This window comes from Bosea sp. F3-2 (assembly GCF_008253865.1).
In the GTDB taxonomy this organism is placed as follows: Bacteria; Pseudomonadota; Alphaproteobacteria; order Rhizobiales; family Beijerinckiaceae; genus Allobosea.
Window position 1 is genome coordinate 877,997 of the sequence record NZ_CP042331.1, and the last position, 14,470, is coordinate 892,466.

9 protein-coding genes are annotated in these 14,470 nt (G+C 67.7%); 5 read left to right on the forward strand and 4 right to left on the reverse strand.

Going from position 1 to position 14,470, the window contains the following annotated elements:
• Positions 1 to 521 precede the first annotated feature (521 nt).
• Both FQV39_RS04175 and FQV39_RS04180 read left to right on the forward strand, forming a co-directional pair.
• Positions 522 to 3,302 carry an Rne/Rng family ribonuclease gene (locus FQV39_RS04175; RefSeq protein ID WP_149129157.1) on the forward strand — a complete coding sequence of 927 codons (2,781 nt, stop codon included), beginning with the start codon at positions 522 to 524 and terminating at the stop codon, positions 3,300 to 3,302.
• Positions 3,303 to 3,537: 235 nt separating this feature from the next.
• A complete protein-coding gene (locus tag FQV39_RS04180) occupies positions 3,538 to 3,891 on the forward strand; it encodes a hypothetical protein (protein ID WP_149129158.1) in 354 nt (117 codons plus the stop codon).
• 400 nt (positions 3,892 to 4,291) lie between these two features.
• Here the strand turns inward: FQV39_RS04180 and FQV39_RS04185 are convergent, their stop codons facing one another.
• A complete protein-coding gene (locus FQV39_RS04185; protein WP_149129159.1) occupies positions 4,292 to 6,601 on the reverse strand; it encodes a mechanosensitive ion channel family protein in 2,310 nt (769 codons plus the stop codon).
• An 89-nt stretch (positions 6,602 to 6,690) separates the two neighbouring features.
• Positions 6,691 to 7,881 (reverse strand): aminotransferase class I/II-fold pyridoxal phosphate-dependent enzyme, encoded by a 1,191-nt coding sequence (locus tag FQV39_RS04190; protein ID WP_149129160.1) that lies wholly within the window; start codon positions 7,879 to 7,881, stop codon positions 6,691 to 6,693.
• 286 nt (positions 7,882 to 8,167) lie between these two features.
• Here FQV39_RS04190 and FQV39_RS04195 point away from each other — a divergent pair, with 286 nt between their 5' ends.
• The 3 genes from FQV39_RS04195 (at position 8,168) to accC (ending at position 11,487) form a co-directional block, all read left to right on the forward strand.
• Positions 8,168 to 8,974 carry a DsbA family protein gene (locus FQV39_RS04195; protein WP_149129161.1) on the forward strand — a complete coding sequence of 269 codons (807 nt, stop codon included), beginning with the start codon at positions 8,168 to 8,170 and terminating at the stop codon, positions 8,972 to 8,974.
• Between the two features lie 642 nt (positions 8,975 to 9,616).
• On the forward strand, positions 9,617 to 10,084 hold the full coding sequence (gene accB, locus FQV39_RS04200) for an acetyl-CoA carboxylase biotin carboxyl carrier protein (protein ID WP_149129162.1): 468 nt from the start codon (positions 9,617 to 9,619) through the stop codon (positions 10,082 to 10,084).
• Between the two features lie 41 nt (positions 10,085 to 10,125).
• Positions 10,126 to 11,487, forward strand: a complete 1,362-nt coding sequence (accC, locus tag FQV39_RS04205; RefSeq protein ID WP_149129163.1) for an acetyl-CoA carboxylase biotin carboxylase subunit — start codon at positions 10,126 to 10,128, stop codon at positions 11,485 to 11,487.
• A gap of 228 nt (positions 11,488 to 11,715) precedes the next feature.
• Here accC and FQV39_RS04210 read toward each other — a convergent pair whose 3' ends face one another.
• Both FQV39_RS04210 and FQV39_RS04215 read right to left on the reverse strand, forming a co-directional pair.
• Entirely contained in the window at positions 11,716 to 12,828 is a 1,113-nt protein-coding gene (locus FQV39_RS04210) for a M20 family metallopeptidase (RefSeq protein ID WP_149129164.1), read from the reverse strand.
• A 74-nt stretch (positions 12,829 to 12,902) separates the two neighbouring features.
• On the reverse strand, positions 12,903 to 14,252 hold the full coding sequence (locus FQV39_RS04215; protein ID WP_149129165.1) for an amidase: 1,350 nt from the start codon (positions 14,250 to 14,252) through the stop codon (positions 12,903 to 12,905).
• Between the last annotated feature and the right edge of the window lie 218 nt (positions 14,253 to 14,470).

Consider the following 14,470-nt stretch of genomic DNA (forward strand, 5'->3'; position numbering starts at 1 on the left):
GGGTCGGCGAAATGCGGCCGTCATGTGACTTGCAAATCACCATCACCTGTCTGTAATGGAATTGGCTGCCCGTCAGCCTGCCCATGGGACACACCCGGATCGAGCGATCCGTCGGCGTCCGGTCAGGCTGTGCCACCTTCTCCCTCGGGAGCGGCGGCGGGATAGCCGCAACGGATCGTCCGCAGACGGTTGGTATGGGGATTGCGAGTGTTCTGCGCCCCGCCCTGTCTTGCGAGCGTGCAAACGCGATGAGCCGGCCGCCAGGCGGGCGCATCGCAGGTCAGGACAGATGACGGGGCAAGAGACGACGCTAGCACCTAAGGTGAACCGTCCGAACCTGCGGGACCGCGCCGGGCTTCAAGCCCGAGCCGTCCCGAGCCGTATTCCTGTCCAGGCCACTCTTTCCCACCTCCTGCAACATGCCGGCTCGCTCCGGCCTCTACGCGGCGCCCCTGCCCGCGGCGGCGGATTGTCATCCGTAGCCGCGCCTGCACCGGCGACCGCGCCAATGGAAGTTTCATATGGCCAACAAGATGCTTATCGATGCCACCCACCCGGAGGAGACCCGGGTCGTGGTGGTCCGCGGATCGCGCGTCGAAGAGTTTGATTTCGAATCCGCCAGCCGGAAGCCGCTCCGCGGCAATATCTATCTCGCCAAGGTGACCCGCGTGGAGCCGTCGCTCCAGGCGGCCTTCGTCGAGTATGGCGGCAACCGCCACGGCTTCCTCGCCTTTTCGGAAATCCACCCCGACTATTACCAGATCCCTGTCGCCGACCGACAGGCGCTGATCGAGGACGAGGCACGCGCCGAGCGCGACGAGGAGCGCGATGAGGAACGCCGCGAGAAGCGCGGCCGCCGCGATCGCCGCCGTGGCGGAGACCGCGATCATCGCGCCAAGAAGGCTGCCGCCGACGAGACCGTCTCGGCCGAGGTCGAGGCGAATGGCGAGGACGCCGGGGAGCGCGTCGAGACCGACGGCAAGGAAGCCGCCATGGTCAACGAAGGCGCGCCGGCCTTCGGCGAGTACTTCGCTCCGGCCGTTGCCGAATCGACCACCGAGGATGCCGTCGAGAACACCGCGCCGCTGACCTTCGAGACGGTCGAGGCTGCCGCCCCGGCCGATGAGACTTCGGCTTCCACGGAAGATTCCGAGGCTTCGGAGACCGAGGCCCGCAAGCCCTCCGAGGACGAGGATTCCGAAGACGACGAGAACGGCGATGAGGCCGAAGAGGCTCCCGAGCAGCTCGGCGGGGGCGACGCCCTCGACGACATGCCGGAACGCCCGCAGCGCCATTCGCGCCGCCAGTACAAGATCCAGGAGGTGATCAAGCGCCGCCAGATCATCCTGGTCCAGGTCGTCAAGGAAGAGCGCGGCAACAAGGGCGCGGCGCTCACCACCTATCTGTCGCTCGCCGGCCGCTATTCGGTGCTGATGCCGAACACCGGCAAGGGCGGCGGCATCTCGCGCAAGATCACCAATGCCGAGGACCGCAAGCGCCTCAAGGAAATCGCCCAGGAGCTCGAGGTTCCGGAGGGGATGGGCCTGATCCTGCGCACGGCCGGCGCCTCGCGCACCAAGGTCGAGATCCGGCGCGACTACGAATACCTGATGCGGATGTGGGAGAGCGTGCGCGAGCTGACGCTGGCCTCGGTCGCCCCCGCGCTGGTCTATGAGGAGGGCAACCTCGTCAAGCGCTCGATCCGCGACCTCTACAACAAGGATATCGACGAGGTTCACGTCGCCGGCGAGGAGGCCTATCGCGAGGCCAAGGACTTCATGCGCATGCTCATGCCGAGCCATGCCAAGAGCGTGAAGCCCTATCGCGAGCAGACCCCTCTCTTCGCGAGCTTCGGCGTCGAGAGCCAGCTCGACGCGATGTTCTCGAACACGGTGACGCTGAAGTCCGGCGGCTATCTGGTGATCAACCAGGCGGAAGCGCTGGTCGCGATCGACATCAACTCGGGCCGCTCGACCCGCGAGCACAATATCGAGGACACCGCGCTCAAGACCAATCTCGAAGCGGCGGAAGAGATCGCAAGGCAGCTCAGGCTGCGCGACCTCGCCGGTCTCATCGTGATCGATTTCATCGACATGGAGGAGAACCGGAACAACCGGGCCGTCGAGAAGAAGCTGAAGGAGTGCCTGAAGGACGACCGCGCCCGCATTCAGGTCGGCCGCATCTCGGCCTTCGGCCTGCTGGAGATGTCGCGCCAGCGCATCCGCACCGGCGTTCTGGAGAGCTCCTCGGTGCCCTGCCCGCACTGCGCCGGCGCCGGCATGATCCGCTCGACGCCGTCCGTCGCGCTGCAGATCCTGCGCGCGCTGGAGGAGACGCTGATCAAGAGCGCCTCGCACAACCTCACCGTCCGCACCCGGCCGGAGGTCGCGCTCTACGTCCTTAACCAGAAGCGCGCCCATCTGACCGATCTCGAGACCCGCTTCGCCGTGGCGATCACGATCTCGACCGATCCGAACCTGCTCGGCACCCGCTACTTCGAGGTCGAGCGCGGCGAGTTCGTCGGCAATGAAGGCCGGATCATCCCGACCAGCTTCAAGGCCGAAGCCATCGCCTCCGATGTCGATGACGAGGCGCTGGATGCTGCTGCCGAGGCTGCCGCTCTCGACGCCGAGACCGGCGACAACGAGACGACGGCCGGCGAAGCCCAGGGCGAACGCGGCGAAGGTGACCGTGACAGCCGCCGCCGCCGCCGTCGGCGCCGTCGGCGGCGTGGCGGGGAGCGCGACGGCCAGGGCCAGCTGCTCGATGCGGGCCAGGCCGGCGAAGGCGACGAGGACGAGGATGGCGAGGATGCAGCCGAGCCGAGCGTCGTCGAGGTCGTTGCCGAAGCGATGATCGAGTCGCCTGCCTCTGCCGAGGCCGCTCCGGAGCCGGTTGCTGAAGAGGCCGCCCCCGCCGAGCCGGCGAAGCCGAAGCGCAGCCGCGCTCGCAAGCCGAAGGCCGAGGCCGCCAAGGAGGTCGAAGCCGAGGCGGAGACCGCCACGGCCGAAGTCGCTCCGGCGGAGAAACCCAAGCGCAGCCGCTCGCGCAAGAAGGTCGTGCCGATCACCGAAGGTGGCGAAGCCGCTGCTGAAGCTGCCCCAGCCCCGGTCGAGGCCCAGCCCGAAGCTGTGGCCCAGCCTGCTGAGGAGCCAACCGCTCCGGCCGAGCCCGCCGCAGTGCCCGAGCCTGCGCCCGCCCCGGCTCCGGCCGAGGAACCCGTCGCGGTCGTGCTGACCCCGGCCGATCCGAGCCGGCCGAAGCGCGGCGGCTGGTGGAACAGGCTCGCCGGCCGCTCCTGAGCGCGCCGTTTCCGAAACGGTCAAGACGAAGCCCGCCGCTACCCGCGGCGGGCTTTGTTTTTGAGGTGCTTGGCGGCCGCGGCTCGGCCCGGCATTGTGGTCGGTGGATGATCGCCTAGATCGCCGCGCGTCCGACAGGACGCGATAACATGATCTATCTATTTGTTATCGCATCGGATTCTTCCGAAAAGCGGATTCCACTTTTCGGTCCGATGCTATAGCCGGGAAGAAGCCGATGCAGCCGCCTCGAAACAGGGAGCGTGACGTTCTCCTCGTCCTATGCGCGGTCGGGCTGCTCGGTCTGACCTATCTCGCCTGGCGTGCCGTCGGCTGGTTTGGCGTGGGGCTCCTCGGCCTGCTCGTCGTCTTCCTCGCAGTCAGGATCGAGCTCGAAGGCAATCGGCCGATCGGCCCGGAGATGACGGCCGATCTCCACGCCGGCCAATATCGCGCCGAGGCCGGTTTCGACCATGCCGAGCGTGCACATCGTAGCGCTGAACGTGGAGCCGTCACCGGCGGCGCCCGCCTCGCCAGCCTGTTCGGCGGCGGGCTGACGGTCGTGGGCTTCGGTCTGTTCTTCCTGCTGTAGGCGGCGTGGACAGTTGTCGGGATGGATCGGCCGGAACCGCCGCCGTCATTCCGGGGCGGCCCCTTGGGCCGAGCCCGGAACCCATGAACACGACGCTCCAGATAGGGCCGGACCGGTTGGGAGCACTGCTCTTCCTGCTGAGACAGTGTTCATGGGTTCCGGGCTCAGACCTTCGGCTTGCCCCGGAATGACAGAGGTGGCGGCAAGAGACCGGCACAGCCGACTGTTAGAGCATTTTTCGATCAGGTTGGATCGCAGAAGCCGTCATTGCGAGGAGCGAAGCGACGAAGCAATCCAGGAGGACTGGGTGAGACGTTCAACCCAGTCCCCCTGGATTGCTTCGCTGCGCTCGCAATGACGGTTCAGACTGATCGAAAAATGCTCTAGCAAGATCTCGGGTTCAGCTCGCGGCCGGCGCGAGAGGAGTCGGTGGCGGCACTGTCGCGATCGCTGCTGCCGCGCCGGTCTGCGCTCCTCCCTCGCCGCCGCGCACTGTGACGGCGTTGGACGCGAAGGGAATATGCGCCTCGTTCAGCGCGCGATAGACGCGCTTCAGCGCCTCGCGCTGCAGCATCGAGGCCTGATTGGGCTTGCCGGTGAATTTCAGCCGGATCACGATCGCCTGGTCGGTGATATCGGCCACACCCTGCATCTTGAGCTGCGCGATGAAGTGAGGTCCGTATTCGGGGTCCTCCAGCAAGGCGAGGCCAACCTTCTTGATGGCCTTGCGCGCCTGCTCGAGATCGGCCGAATGGTCGAGGCGGACATTGAACTTCACCGTCGCCCAGTCGCGGCTGGCATTGGTCAGCGACTGCACCTGGCCGAAGGGTACGGTGTGGATCTGACCGCTCTGATGGCGCAGCTGCATCGAGCGCAGCGAAATCTTCTCGACCGTGCCCTTGAGCCGCCCGGTATCGACATATTCGCCAACGCGGAAGGCGTCTTCGAGCATGAAGAACACGCCCGAGACGATGTCGCGCACCAGGGCCTGCGAGCCGAAGGAGATCGCAAGGCCGAGAATGCCGAAGCCGGCCAGCAGCGGGCCGATATCGACGCCCAGGCGTGAGAGCACCACCAGGATGGTGAGGCCGAGCACCGCACCGAGCACGACGCCGCGCAGCACCGGCAGCACGGTCGCCAGCCGGCTCGGCACGCCTTCCTCATGCGCCACGTCCTCATCGGCAGGGCCGACCACCCGGCGTTGCGGCGTATAGGCGTCGAAGAACGCATGCAGGAAGACCAGGGCCACCCAGCCGACAAAGGCGAACACCGCGACGCCGGCCGTCTGGCGCATGACGGCAGCGAACTGTGCCGAGCTGACACCGAGGAGCAGCCCGGCCCAGAGGCGTGCGATGACGAAGAAGCCGGCGGCCCAGATCACCCCGACCGCAGAGGCCCGCAGAGCGGCGCTGCCGGCGCGCAGCATGGGTGTGACACCCTGCTTCGCCTCGCGCCGCGCCGCACGGCAACGGAGCAGGCTGGCGACGCCGACGGCCAGGATGGGGATGATCACGATCGCCCCCTGAGTCAGCGCCGAGGCTTCCGCCCAGCGCCCGCCATTCGACATCATCGCCGCGGCACTGCTGACCATCCACAGCAGGACCGTCGTTGCGATGTAGAACCACGCCGTTCCGGCCGCGATCAAACGACGGATCGGGCCGGGCTCGGAGGAGCCGGACAGAACCAGCGTTGCGAGATCGTACCGTCCGTTGTGGAACCACCAGATCTTGAAGAGCGTGACGGCAAGACCGGTCAGCGCGATGAGACCCGTCACCGGTCGCGGCCCGGTACTGACCTGGTGGGCCAGCAGAATCCCCGTCACGATCAACGGCGTCAGGGTGGCATAGACGACCAGCCGACGGAAATGCCGCTCAGCCCGCGGCAGCGGCATGATGCGCCGCTCGGGAGTGCCGGGCGAGAGCAGAAACCGGCCGACGGCGATATAGAGCGCGCCGATCGCGGCGCCGTTTGCCGCTGTCGACAGGGCGAACATGGCGAGGTCGTTCTCTGGCAGCCAGGCGTTGCGTGCGATTCTCACGACAGCAAGGGCCAGCAGGATCGTCGCGACATCCTGGAGCAGCCCCCAGGAGGAGGCGATAAGGCGCGGGGTGAACTCCGGCCCCAAGGGCTGGCGCTTGCGGGCGAACCATCGGGCGGTCGCGATCCGGAACGCGAGGGCGATGGCGAGCGCGAGGCAGACGATGCCGAAGATGCGCCAGCCGGCCGTCGGGCCTTCGCGGCCGTTGAGATTGCGCTGCCAGGTCCGTTCCCAGTCGGCCGGCAGTTCGGTGACCGTCGGTACAGAGGTGGTGCCGTACTCGACGCCGTCGACGAAACGGTCGACGAGCGCAGTGACCTCGGCCTGAAGACCTTCCTCATCCGCCATCAAGGGAGCGGGCATGGGTGCAGCCGACTTGGTCTTGCCGGCCGGCTCCTGCGGGGGCGCAGCGGCGGGCGTGGTCGGTACGCCGCCGACCCTGATCTCCACCGGCCGGCCCGCAAGTGCATCGACCATCCTGCGGATCGTTTCAGGCGTCTCGTCGCCGCGCAGGTTGAGCACGACCGGCGCCTGGGTTTCAGCCTGCGTCGGCCCGGCCCCAATCACGGCAGCCAGGCAGATACCCAAAGTGATCGACGCAACGATCCTGGAGAGGAGGAGCCCGATCGAAGCGCGCTTCGCGGTAGCCCCGCCAGCTGTTGTGCCGTCCATCGCCTGCCTTCCCCGCCTCGCAAATGCAGAATGCGAATCTTATAGGAGTTCTTGCACGAGTTCTTGCAAGTAAGACGCTACGCCATCCCTCAGCGATTCTTAAGCCAGCCGCCGAGGCGGGAGACCGCCTCCTCGCATTCCGCCAGCGAGCCCGCGAAGGAGAGCCGCACCGTGCGGGCGCCGCGCCCTTCGTCGAAGTCGAGCCCCGGCGTGATCGCGACGCCGGCCTCCTCCAGGACGCTGCGGCAGAAGGCCATGGAATCGTTCGAATATCGGCCGATGTCGAGATAGATGTAGAAGGCGCCATCCACCGGCAGGAAATCGCCGAGACCGATCTCGGGCAAGGCCTTGAGCAGGAAGGCGCGGTTCTGCGCATAGCCCGCCTTGATCGCCTCGCACTCCTGCGTCGCGTCGAAGGCCGCCTCTCCCGCCACTTGGCTGAGATAGGGCACCGAGATCGAGAAATTCTGCTGCAGCCGCTCGATGGTGCGCACCAGCCGCTCGGGCACGATGAGCCAGCCGACGCGCCAGCCGGTCATGCAATAGTACTTCGAGAACGAGTTGACGATGATCGCATTCTGATCGGTCGCAAGCGCCGTCGTGGCGGGCGCGTCATAGGTCAGCCCATGGTAGATCTCGTCCGAGATGTACCAGAGCCCGAGCTTGCGGCAGCAGGCCGCGACCTCGGCGATCGCGCCGGGTGCCATCACCACGCCGGTCGGGTTGGCCGGGCTCATCGTCAGCACGCCGGCGAGCGGCTTTTCGCGATGGGCGCGCTCGATCAGCTCGGGCGTCAGCGCGAAGCGAGTCTCCGGCCCGACCTCGATCGCCACCGGCTCCAAGCCCAGCGCGATCAGGATGTTGCGATAGGCCGGATAGCCCGGTGCCGTGATCGCGATCCGCGATCCCGGCTGGAAGCAGGCGAGGAAGGCCAGGATGAAGCCGCCCGAGGAGCCCGTGGTCACCACCACGCGCTCGGCCGCCACGTCGACGCCATAGGCGTGCGCGTAATGGCGCGCGATGCGAGCCCTGAGCGAATCCGTGCCGAGCGCCTGCGTGTATCCGATGCGCCCGTCTTCCAGCGCCCGCGCTGCGGCAGCGCGGATCGAGGCCGGGGTCGGCGCCGAGGGCTGGCCGACCTCCATATGCACCACCGAGCCGCCGCGACGTTCGATCGCAGCCGCCTGGTTCATCACGTCCATGACGATGAAGGGGGCGACACGCTCGGCGCGTTCGGCGAGAGCAGGCAGCGCAGCGGGCGAAAACAAGGGATTCTGCATCGACTTGTCCGGTTCCTCTAGATCGCCGCGCGCCCTATCGGACGCGATAGCGGTGATCTATGTCTTTGTTATCGCATCAGCTTCCTCTGAGAAGTGGATTCCACTTTTCGGTCCGATGCGACAGGGCCGAGCCCGCGTAGCCGAGCCTGCGCCTCCCCGCAACCGCCGCTCGGCTGGCAGAGCTGTGATTTGACCTTCGGGCGGCGAAGACACACAAGCTCGCGTTCACGAGTGCTTTGGCCCGCCGGATCATTATCCCGCCCGGCGGCTTTGAAAGGACAACGAGATGGCTTTCCGGACCCTCACCAGCCTGGCGCGCGCCTGCCTGCGGCCTGCCGGCCTCGCGCTCGGCCTCTGGCTCGCGGCTTCCGCGGCCCCCGCCATGGCGCAGGGCCAGCCTCTCTCGCCCGAGCAGCGCAAGGCGGTGACGGACCTGATCCGCGAGACGCTGCTGAAGAACCCCGAGATCATCCAGGACGCGCTGATCGAGCTCGAGCGTCGCAACACCGTCGCCCAGGCCGAGGCTCAGCGCAACGCCGTCGCCGCCGAGAAGGCGCGGATCAGCGACCCGGCGACCTCCGTCATCATCGGCAATCCCGAGGGCGACATCACCCTCGTCGAGTTCATGGACTACAATTGCGGCTTCTGCAAAAGGGCCATGGAGGATGTGACGGCGCTCGCCAAGAGCGATCCGAAGCTGCGCGTCGTGCTGAAGGACTTCCCGATCCTCGGCCCCGATTCGGTCGAGGCAAGCCGCGTCGCGGTTGCCGCCAAGAGCCAGCTCCAGGGCCAGAAGTACTTCGATTTCCACAACAAGCTGATGGCCGTGAAGGGCAAGGTCAACGCTGCCAAGGCGCTTGAAGTCGCCAAGGAGGCCGGCGCCGATGTCGAGCGCCTGAAGAAGGACATGGAGGCCCCGGCCACCAAGGCGGCGATCGAGGACACGGTCGCGCTCGGCGACCGCCTCGGCCTCACCGGCACGCCCGCCTTCATCGTCGGCGACGAAATCGTCTTCGGCGCCGTCGGCCAGGCCGCGCTGAAGCAGAAGATCGATTCCGTGCGCCGCTGCGGCAAGACCGAGTGCTCCGGCTGAGCGCCCGCCAAGACACGCAAACCGCGCCGTCATTCCGGACAAGCCGCCTCCGGCGGCGCCGATCCGGAAACCATCATAAGGTGCTGCGCTCTACGATGGATCCCGGGTCAAGCCCGGGATGACCGGTTCGCCTCGCGCAGGCGGGTGCCGGAGCGGACTCCTCCCTTCCCCCTTGTGGGGAAGGGTATGGGGATGGGGGTGGCGCCGCTTGGTGAGCGGCCGGCGAATGAGCGCTCACCCGGTCGCTCGACCCCCACCTCTCTCTCCTCCCCACAAGGGGGAGGAGAAGCGCTCATGCCTCGACCCGGGCAGATCGTTCACCCGATTGCCCTGCGGCAGGCGCCGTTCAGGCTTCCCCTACCGGCCCGCAACGTTTATGAGGGCGGCTCCTGCCGCCTGCGCGCGGCGCCGGAATCAACGCCCTTCCATGGTTTGCGTCCGCGTCCTGAACGGACCCCACCCCAATCCGCCCGCACCATGCGGGACGGCGAGCTGCGGCGGCGGGCACGCTGAACCCGTGTTCGACGCCATGGCTCTGCTGCCGGACGGGTGGGCGGCGAAGGCCATCTGAATCCGAATGAACGGGCTTTCGGCGCAGGCCGCGGCCCATCCGAGAATCTAAAGAAGACGGTGACACCCGCCATGGCGACCAAGAGCCCGATCGATCCCGAACTTGTCCGCGAGCTCGCCGAGCTTCTGAACCAGACCGATCTCACCGAGATCGAGGTCGAGAAGGGCGATCTGCGCGTCCGCGTCGCCCGCAGCATCACGGCGACCGTCCAGGTGCCGGCCGCGGCGCCCTTGGCCGTCGCAGCTGCCCCCGCCTCGCTCGCCGCCGCGGCAGCCCCCGTCGAAAGCAAGCCGACCGCCGCCCATCCGGGTACGGTCACCTCGCCGATGGTCGGCACCGCCTATCGCCGCCCCTCGCCCGAGGCCAAGCCCTTCGTCGAGGTCGGCAGCGTCGTGAAGCAGGGTGAGCGCATCCTGCTCGTCGAGGCGATGAAGACCTTCAACGACATCGTCGCGCCCCGCGCCGGCACGGTCACGGCCGTTCTCGTCGAAGACGGCCAGCCGGTCGAATACGGCGAGCCGCTGCTGGTGATCGAGTGAGCGCGGCGCCGCTTGCCGCCGGGTCGGATTTGGATTTCAAGATGTTCGACAAGATCCTGATCGCCAACCGCGGAGAGATCGCGCTGCGTGTGCTGCGCGCCGCCAAGGAACTCGGCATCGCGACCGTCGCGGTCCACTCCACGGCCGACGCCAACGCGATGCATGTGCGCCTCGCCGACGAGAGCGTCTGCATCGGCCCGCCGCCGGCCCGCGAGAGCTACCTCAACATTCCCGCCCTGATCGCCGCCTGCGAGATCACCGGCGCCGACGCCGTCCATCCCGGCTACGGCTTCCTCTCCGAGAACGCCCGCTTCGCCGAGATCCTGGAGCGGCACAACATCGCCTTCATCGGCCCCAAGGCCGAGCACATCCGCGTCATGGGCGACAAGATCGAGGCCAAGCGCACCGCCAAGCGCCTCGGCATTCCCTGCGTGCCGGGCTCGGATGGCGGCGTCACCGAGGATGCGGAAGCGCTGCGCATCGCCAAGGAGATCGGCTTCCCGGTCATCATCAAGGCGGCGGCCGGCGGCGGCGGGCGCGGCATGAAGGTGGCGCGCAACGAGGAGGAGATTCTCGTCGCGCTCCAGACCGCCCGCACCGAGGCCAAGGCCGCGTTCGGCGACGATGCGGTCTATATCGAGAAATATCTCGAAAAGCCGCGCCATATCGAGATCCAGGTGCTCGGCGACGGCCGTGGCCACGCCATCCATCTGGGCGAGCGCGACTGCTCGCTGCAGCGCCGCCACCAGAAGGTCTGGGAGGAAGGCCCCTCGCCCGCGCTGAACGCCGGCGAGCGTGACCGGATCGGCGAGATCTGCGCCAAGGCCATGGCCGAGCTCGGCTATCTCGGCGCCGGCACGATCGAGTTCCTCTACGAGGACGGGCAGTTCTACTTCATCGAGATGAACACCCGCATTCAGGTCGAGCACCCGGTCACCGAGATGATCACCGGCATCGACCTCGTCAACGAGCAGATCCGCATCGCCGCCGGCGCGCCGCTCTCGCTCAAGCAATCTGACATCGTCATCGAAGGCCACGCCATCGAATGCCGGGTCAATGCCGAGCATCCGGCGAATTTCCGCCCCTCGCCCGGCAAGATCGCCTCGTTCCACACGCCGGGCGGCCTCGGCGTGCGCGTCGATTCCGCTGCCTATCAGGGCTATACGATCCCGCCGCATTACGACTCGCTGGTCGGCAAGCTGATCGTCCACGGCCGCAACCGCGACGAATGCCTGATGCGCCTGCGCCGTTCGCTCGACGAGTTCGTCGTGGATGGCGTCGACACGACGCTGCCGCTGTTCCGGACGCTGGTGCGCAACCCGGACATCCTCAACGGCGACTACAACATCCACTGGCTCGAGAAATTCCTCGCCGCCGGCGGCATGGCCGAGCCTGAGGCCTGAGAGCCCGGCAGTCCCGGAAACGACAAAGCCCCTCGCAGCGCGAGGGGCTTTTGCTTTCTCGCATTCCGCGAATGAAATCCGAAGGTCATCCCGGACGCAGCGAAGCGGAGATCCGGGATCCATGCCGGAATGCTTCCGATCAAGGTTCAGGCATGGATCCCGGGTCTCCCTGCGGTCGCCCGGGATGATCCGCCTTTCCTTTGAACGCCGAGAGCGTGACGCGGCGCTTCAGATCGTCTCCAGCAGGCCCTTCATCAGCGCCTGACGCGGTGCGATCGAGGAGATTAGTGCGTATTCCTGCAACGTATGCGCGCCGTCGCCATCGATGCCGAGGCCGTCGAGGGTCGGGATGCCGAGCGCGGCGGTGAAGTTGCCGTCCGAGCCACCGCCCGTCATCGGGCAGTCCTGCAAGTCGAGGCCGATGCCGGCCGCGACCTTCTGCGCCTTTCCAAACAGCTCCGCCACCATCGCCGATTTCTCATACGGCGGCCGGTTCATGCCGCCGGTGATGCGCAGCTTCACATCGGGGTCGTGCGGCTTGAGGCTGAGGATGCGGTTCTCCATCATCACGCCATCGGCGAGCGTGGTGACGCGGCAATCGACGCTGAACCAGGCATGCTGCGGGATGACGTTCGCCGCCGTGCCGCCGCCGACCAGGGCGACGCTGGTCGTGATGCCGCGCGCGTAGTCCGTCATGCCCTCGACGGCGAGGATCTGGTGCGCCGCCTCGCGAATGGCGCTGCGCCCATCGGCATGGCGCGAGCCGGAATGGGCCGGCCGGCCTTCCAGCCTGACATCGAAGCGGCCGACGCCCTTGCGCGCCGTGACGATCCTGCCACCCTGCCGGGCCGGCTCGGTGACGAGCACCGCCGCCGATTTCCGGCCGATCTCCTCGATCAGCCCGCGGCTGGTCGGCGAGCCGATCTCCTCGTCCGGCGTGAACAGGAAGACCATCGGCCGCCTGGCGTTGCCGGAGGCCGCGACCTGCTTGAAAGCCTGCAGCGCGAGCCAGGCGCCACCCTTCATGTCGTAAACGCCTGGGCCATAGAGCCGGTCGCCCTCGATCCTGACCGGCAGGTCCTTGGTGCTTGTGCCGACCGGATGCACCGTATCGAGATGCGACATCACCGCGACGGCGGGCTGGCCGTTGTCGAGGCCGGCGCGCAGCATGACCATGTCGCCGAGCCCGTCACGGCCGGGAATGCGCTCGACTGCGATCGGCAGCCCTGCGACATCCTTCTGGACGAGATCCATCATGCCGTTCAGCCCGGCGGGATGGTTCGTCGGGCTCTCGAGCGCAACCCAGACGGAGAGCGCGGCGGCGGCATCGTTCTGATTCATGGGGTCATGTTCTCCAAAGATGCTGTAGGCCGGAAGGCCGTTTCCATGCATGGCTCGCAGGCTCCCCGCGCGGCTCAGCGGCCGGCCAGAGCCGTTTCCGCCGCCGCTGCGATCGCGAACAGCGCAGCATCGCCGCCGCCGGCCCGCGCCAGCGTCAACCCCGCCGGCGCCTCGCCCGCACGATGCATCGGCAGCGAGATCGCGCAGCCATCCATCATGTTGATCAGCGTCGGGTTGCGCAGCATCAGCAGGTTGATGCGGGTGAAGGCCTCGTCGTCCTCGGCGAGCTCGGCGATGGTCGGCGCGACGGTCGGTACGGTCGGCAGCGCCAGCACGTCGAAGGCCGCAACCTCCTCGCGCATCGCCGCGACGAAAGCGGCCCGTGCCTGCAGGAGATCGATATAGTCGGCGCAGTCCTGGTTGCGGCCGCGCAGCACCCGCGTCCGCACGCGCGGATCGTAGCCATCGCCCTTCGCCTCGATCAGGGCGCGGTGATGGGCGTAGGCCTCCGAGGCCGCGAAGCCGCCCTTGGCGTTGATCCGGGCGACCTCGGCGAAGCGTTCGAGGGGCGTATCGATCACGACCGCGCCGGCCTCCGCCAGCAGCTCCAGTGCCCGGTCGAAGCTCGCCGCGACATGGGCGTCGAGCCCGTCGAGCGCCACCGTCTGCGGCACGGCGATGCGCAGCCCCTTGAGGCTGGTCGGGACGTCCTTCGGCAGCTCGGCTCCGCTCATGATCTCGTGCAGCACGCGGCAGCACGCGACGCTGTTGGCGAGCGGGCCGATCGAGTCGAGCGTCTGCGACAGCGGGAAGGCGCCCTCGCGCGGTACGCTCGCCGCCGTCGGCTTGTAGCCGACGATGCTGCAGAAGGCCGCGGGGATGCGGCAGGAGCCGCCGGTATCGGACCCGATTCCGGCAAAGGCCATGCCGTCCGCGACCGACACTGCAGCACCCGAGGAGGAACCGCCCGGAATCCGACGCGTCGCGCGGTCATAGGGCGAGGCCGGCGTGCCGTAATGCGGGTTGAGGCCGAGCCCCGAGAAGGCGAACTCGGTCATGTTGGTCCGCCCCATCACGACGAAGCCGGCACGCCGCAGCCGGGCGATCGCCGGGGCGTCGCGCTCGGCCGGGGGCGCGTCAGTCAGCACGGTCGAGCCGGCCGTGGTCGGCTCGCCGGCCAAGTCGAACAGATCCTTCACCGAGATCGGGATGCCGGCGAAGCGCGATGGCGCAAGCCCTGCAGCCCGCAGCCTGTCCATCGCCTCGGCCGCGGCGAGCGCCGCCGCGCGATGGACCTTGATGAAGGCGAGCTTCCCCTCTCCCTCCGGCGCGTCGATCCGGGCGAGAGCCTCGCTTACGAGAGCAAGCGAAGTCGTCCGGCCGGAGGCGAGATCGTCGGCAAGGGCGGAAAGGGTGCGAGCCATGATGTTGTCGGACCGGATCGAGGCGATGAATGTCGAGGAGCGGGCAGCCCCCCTCGGAGGAAGAAGCGCATGTTTGGCACGGTGTGGGCCGACAGCATAGCTATGCGCAGGCAAGGCGGCCCCGCCGCGGCCACAGGCGATCCCCGATGCCGCAGCGAGCGACATGTTCCTGTGAACTGTTTCGCGTGCAGGGTGAATTCAGCTCTTGCCAAGCCGGA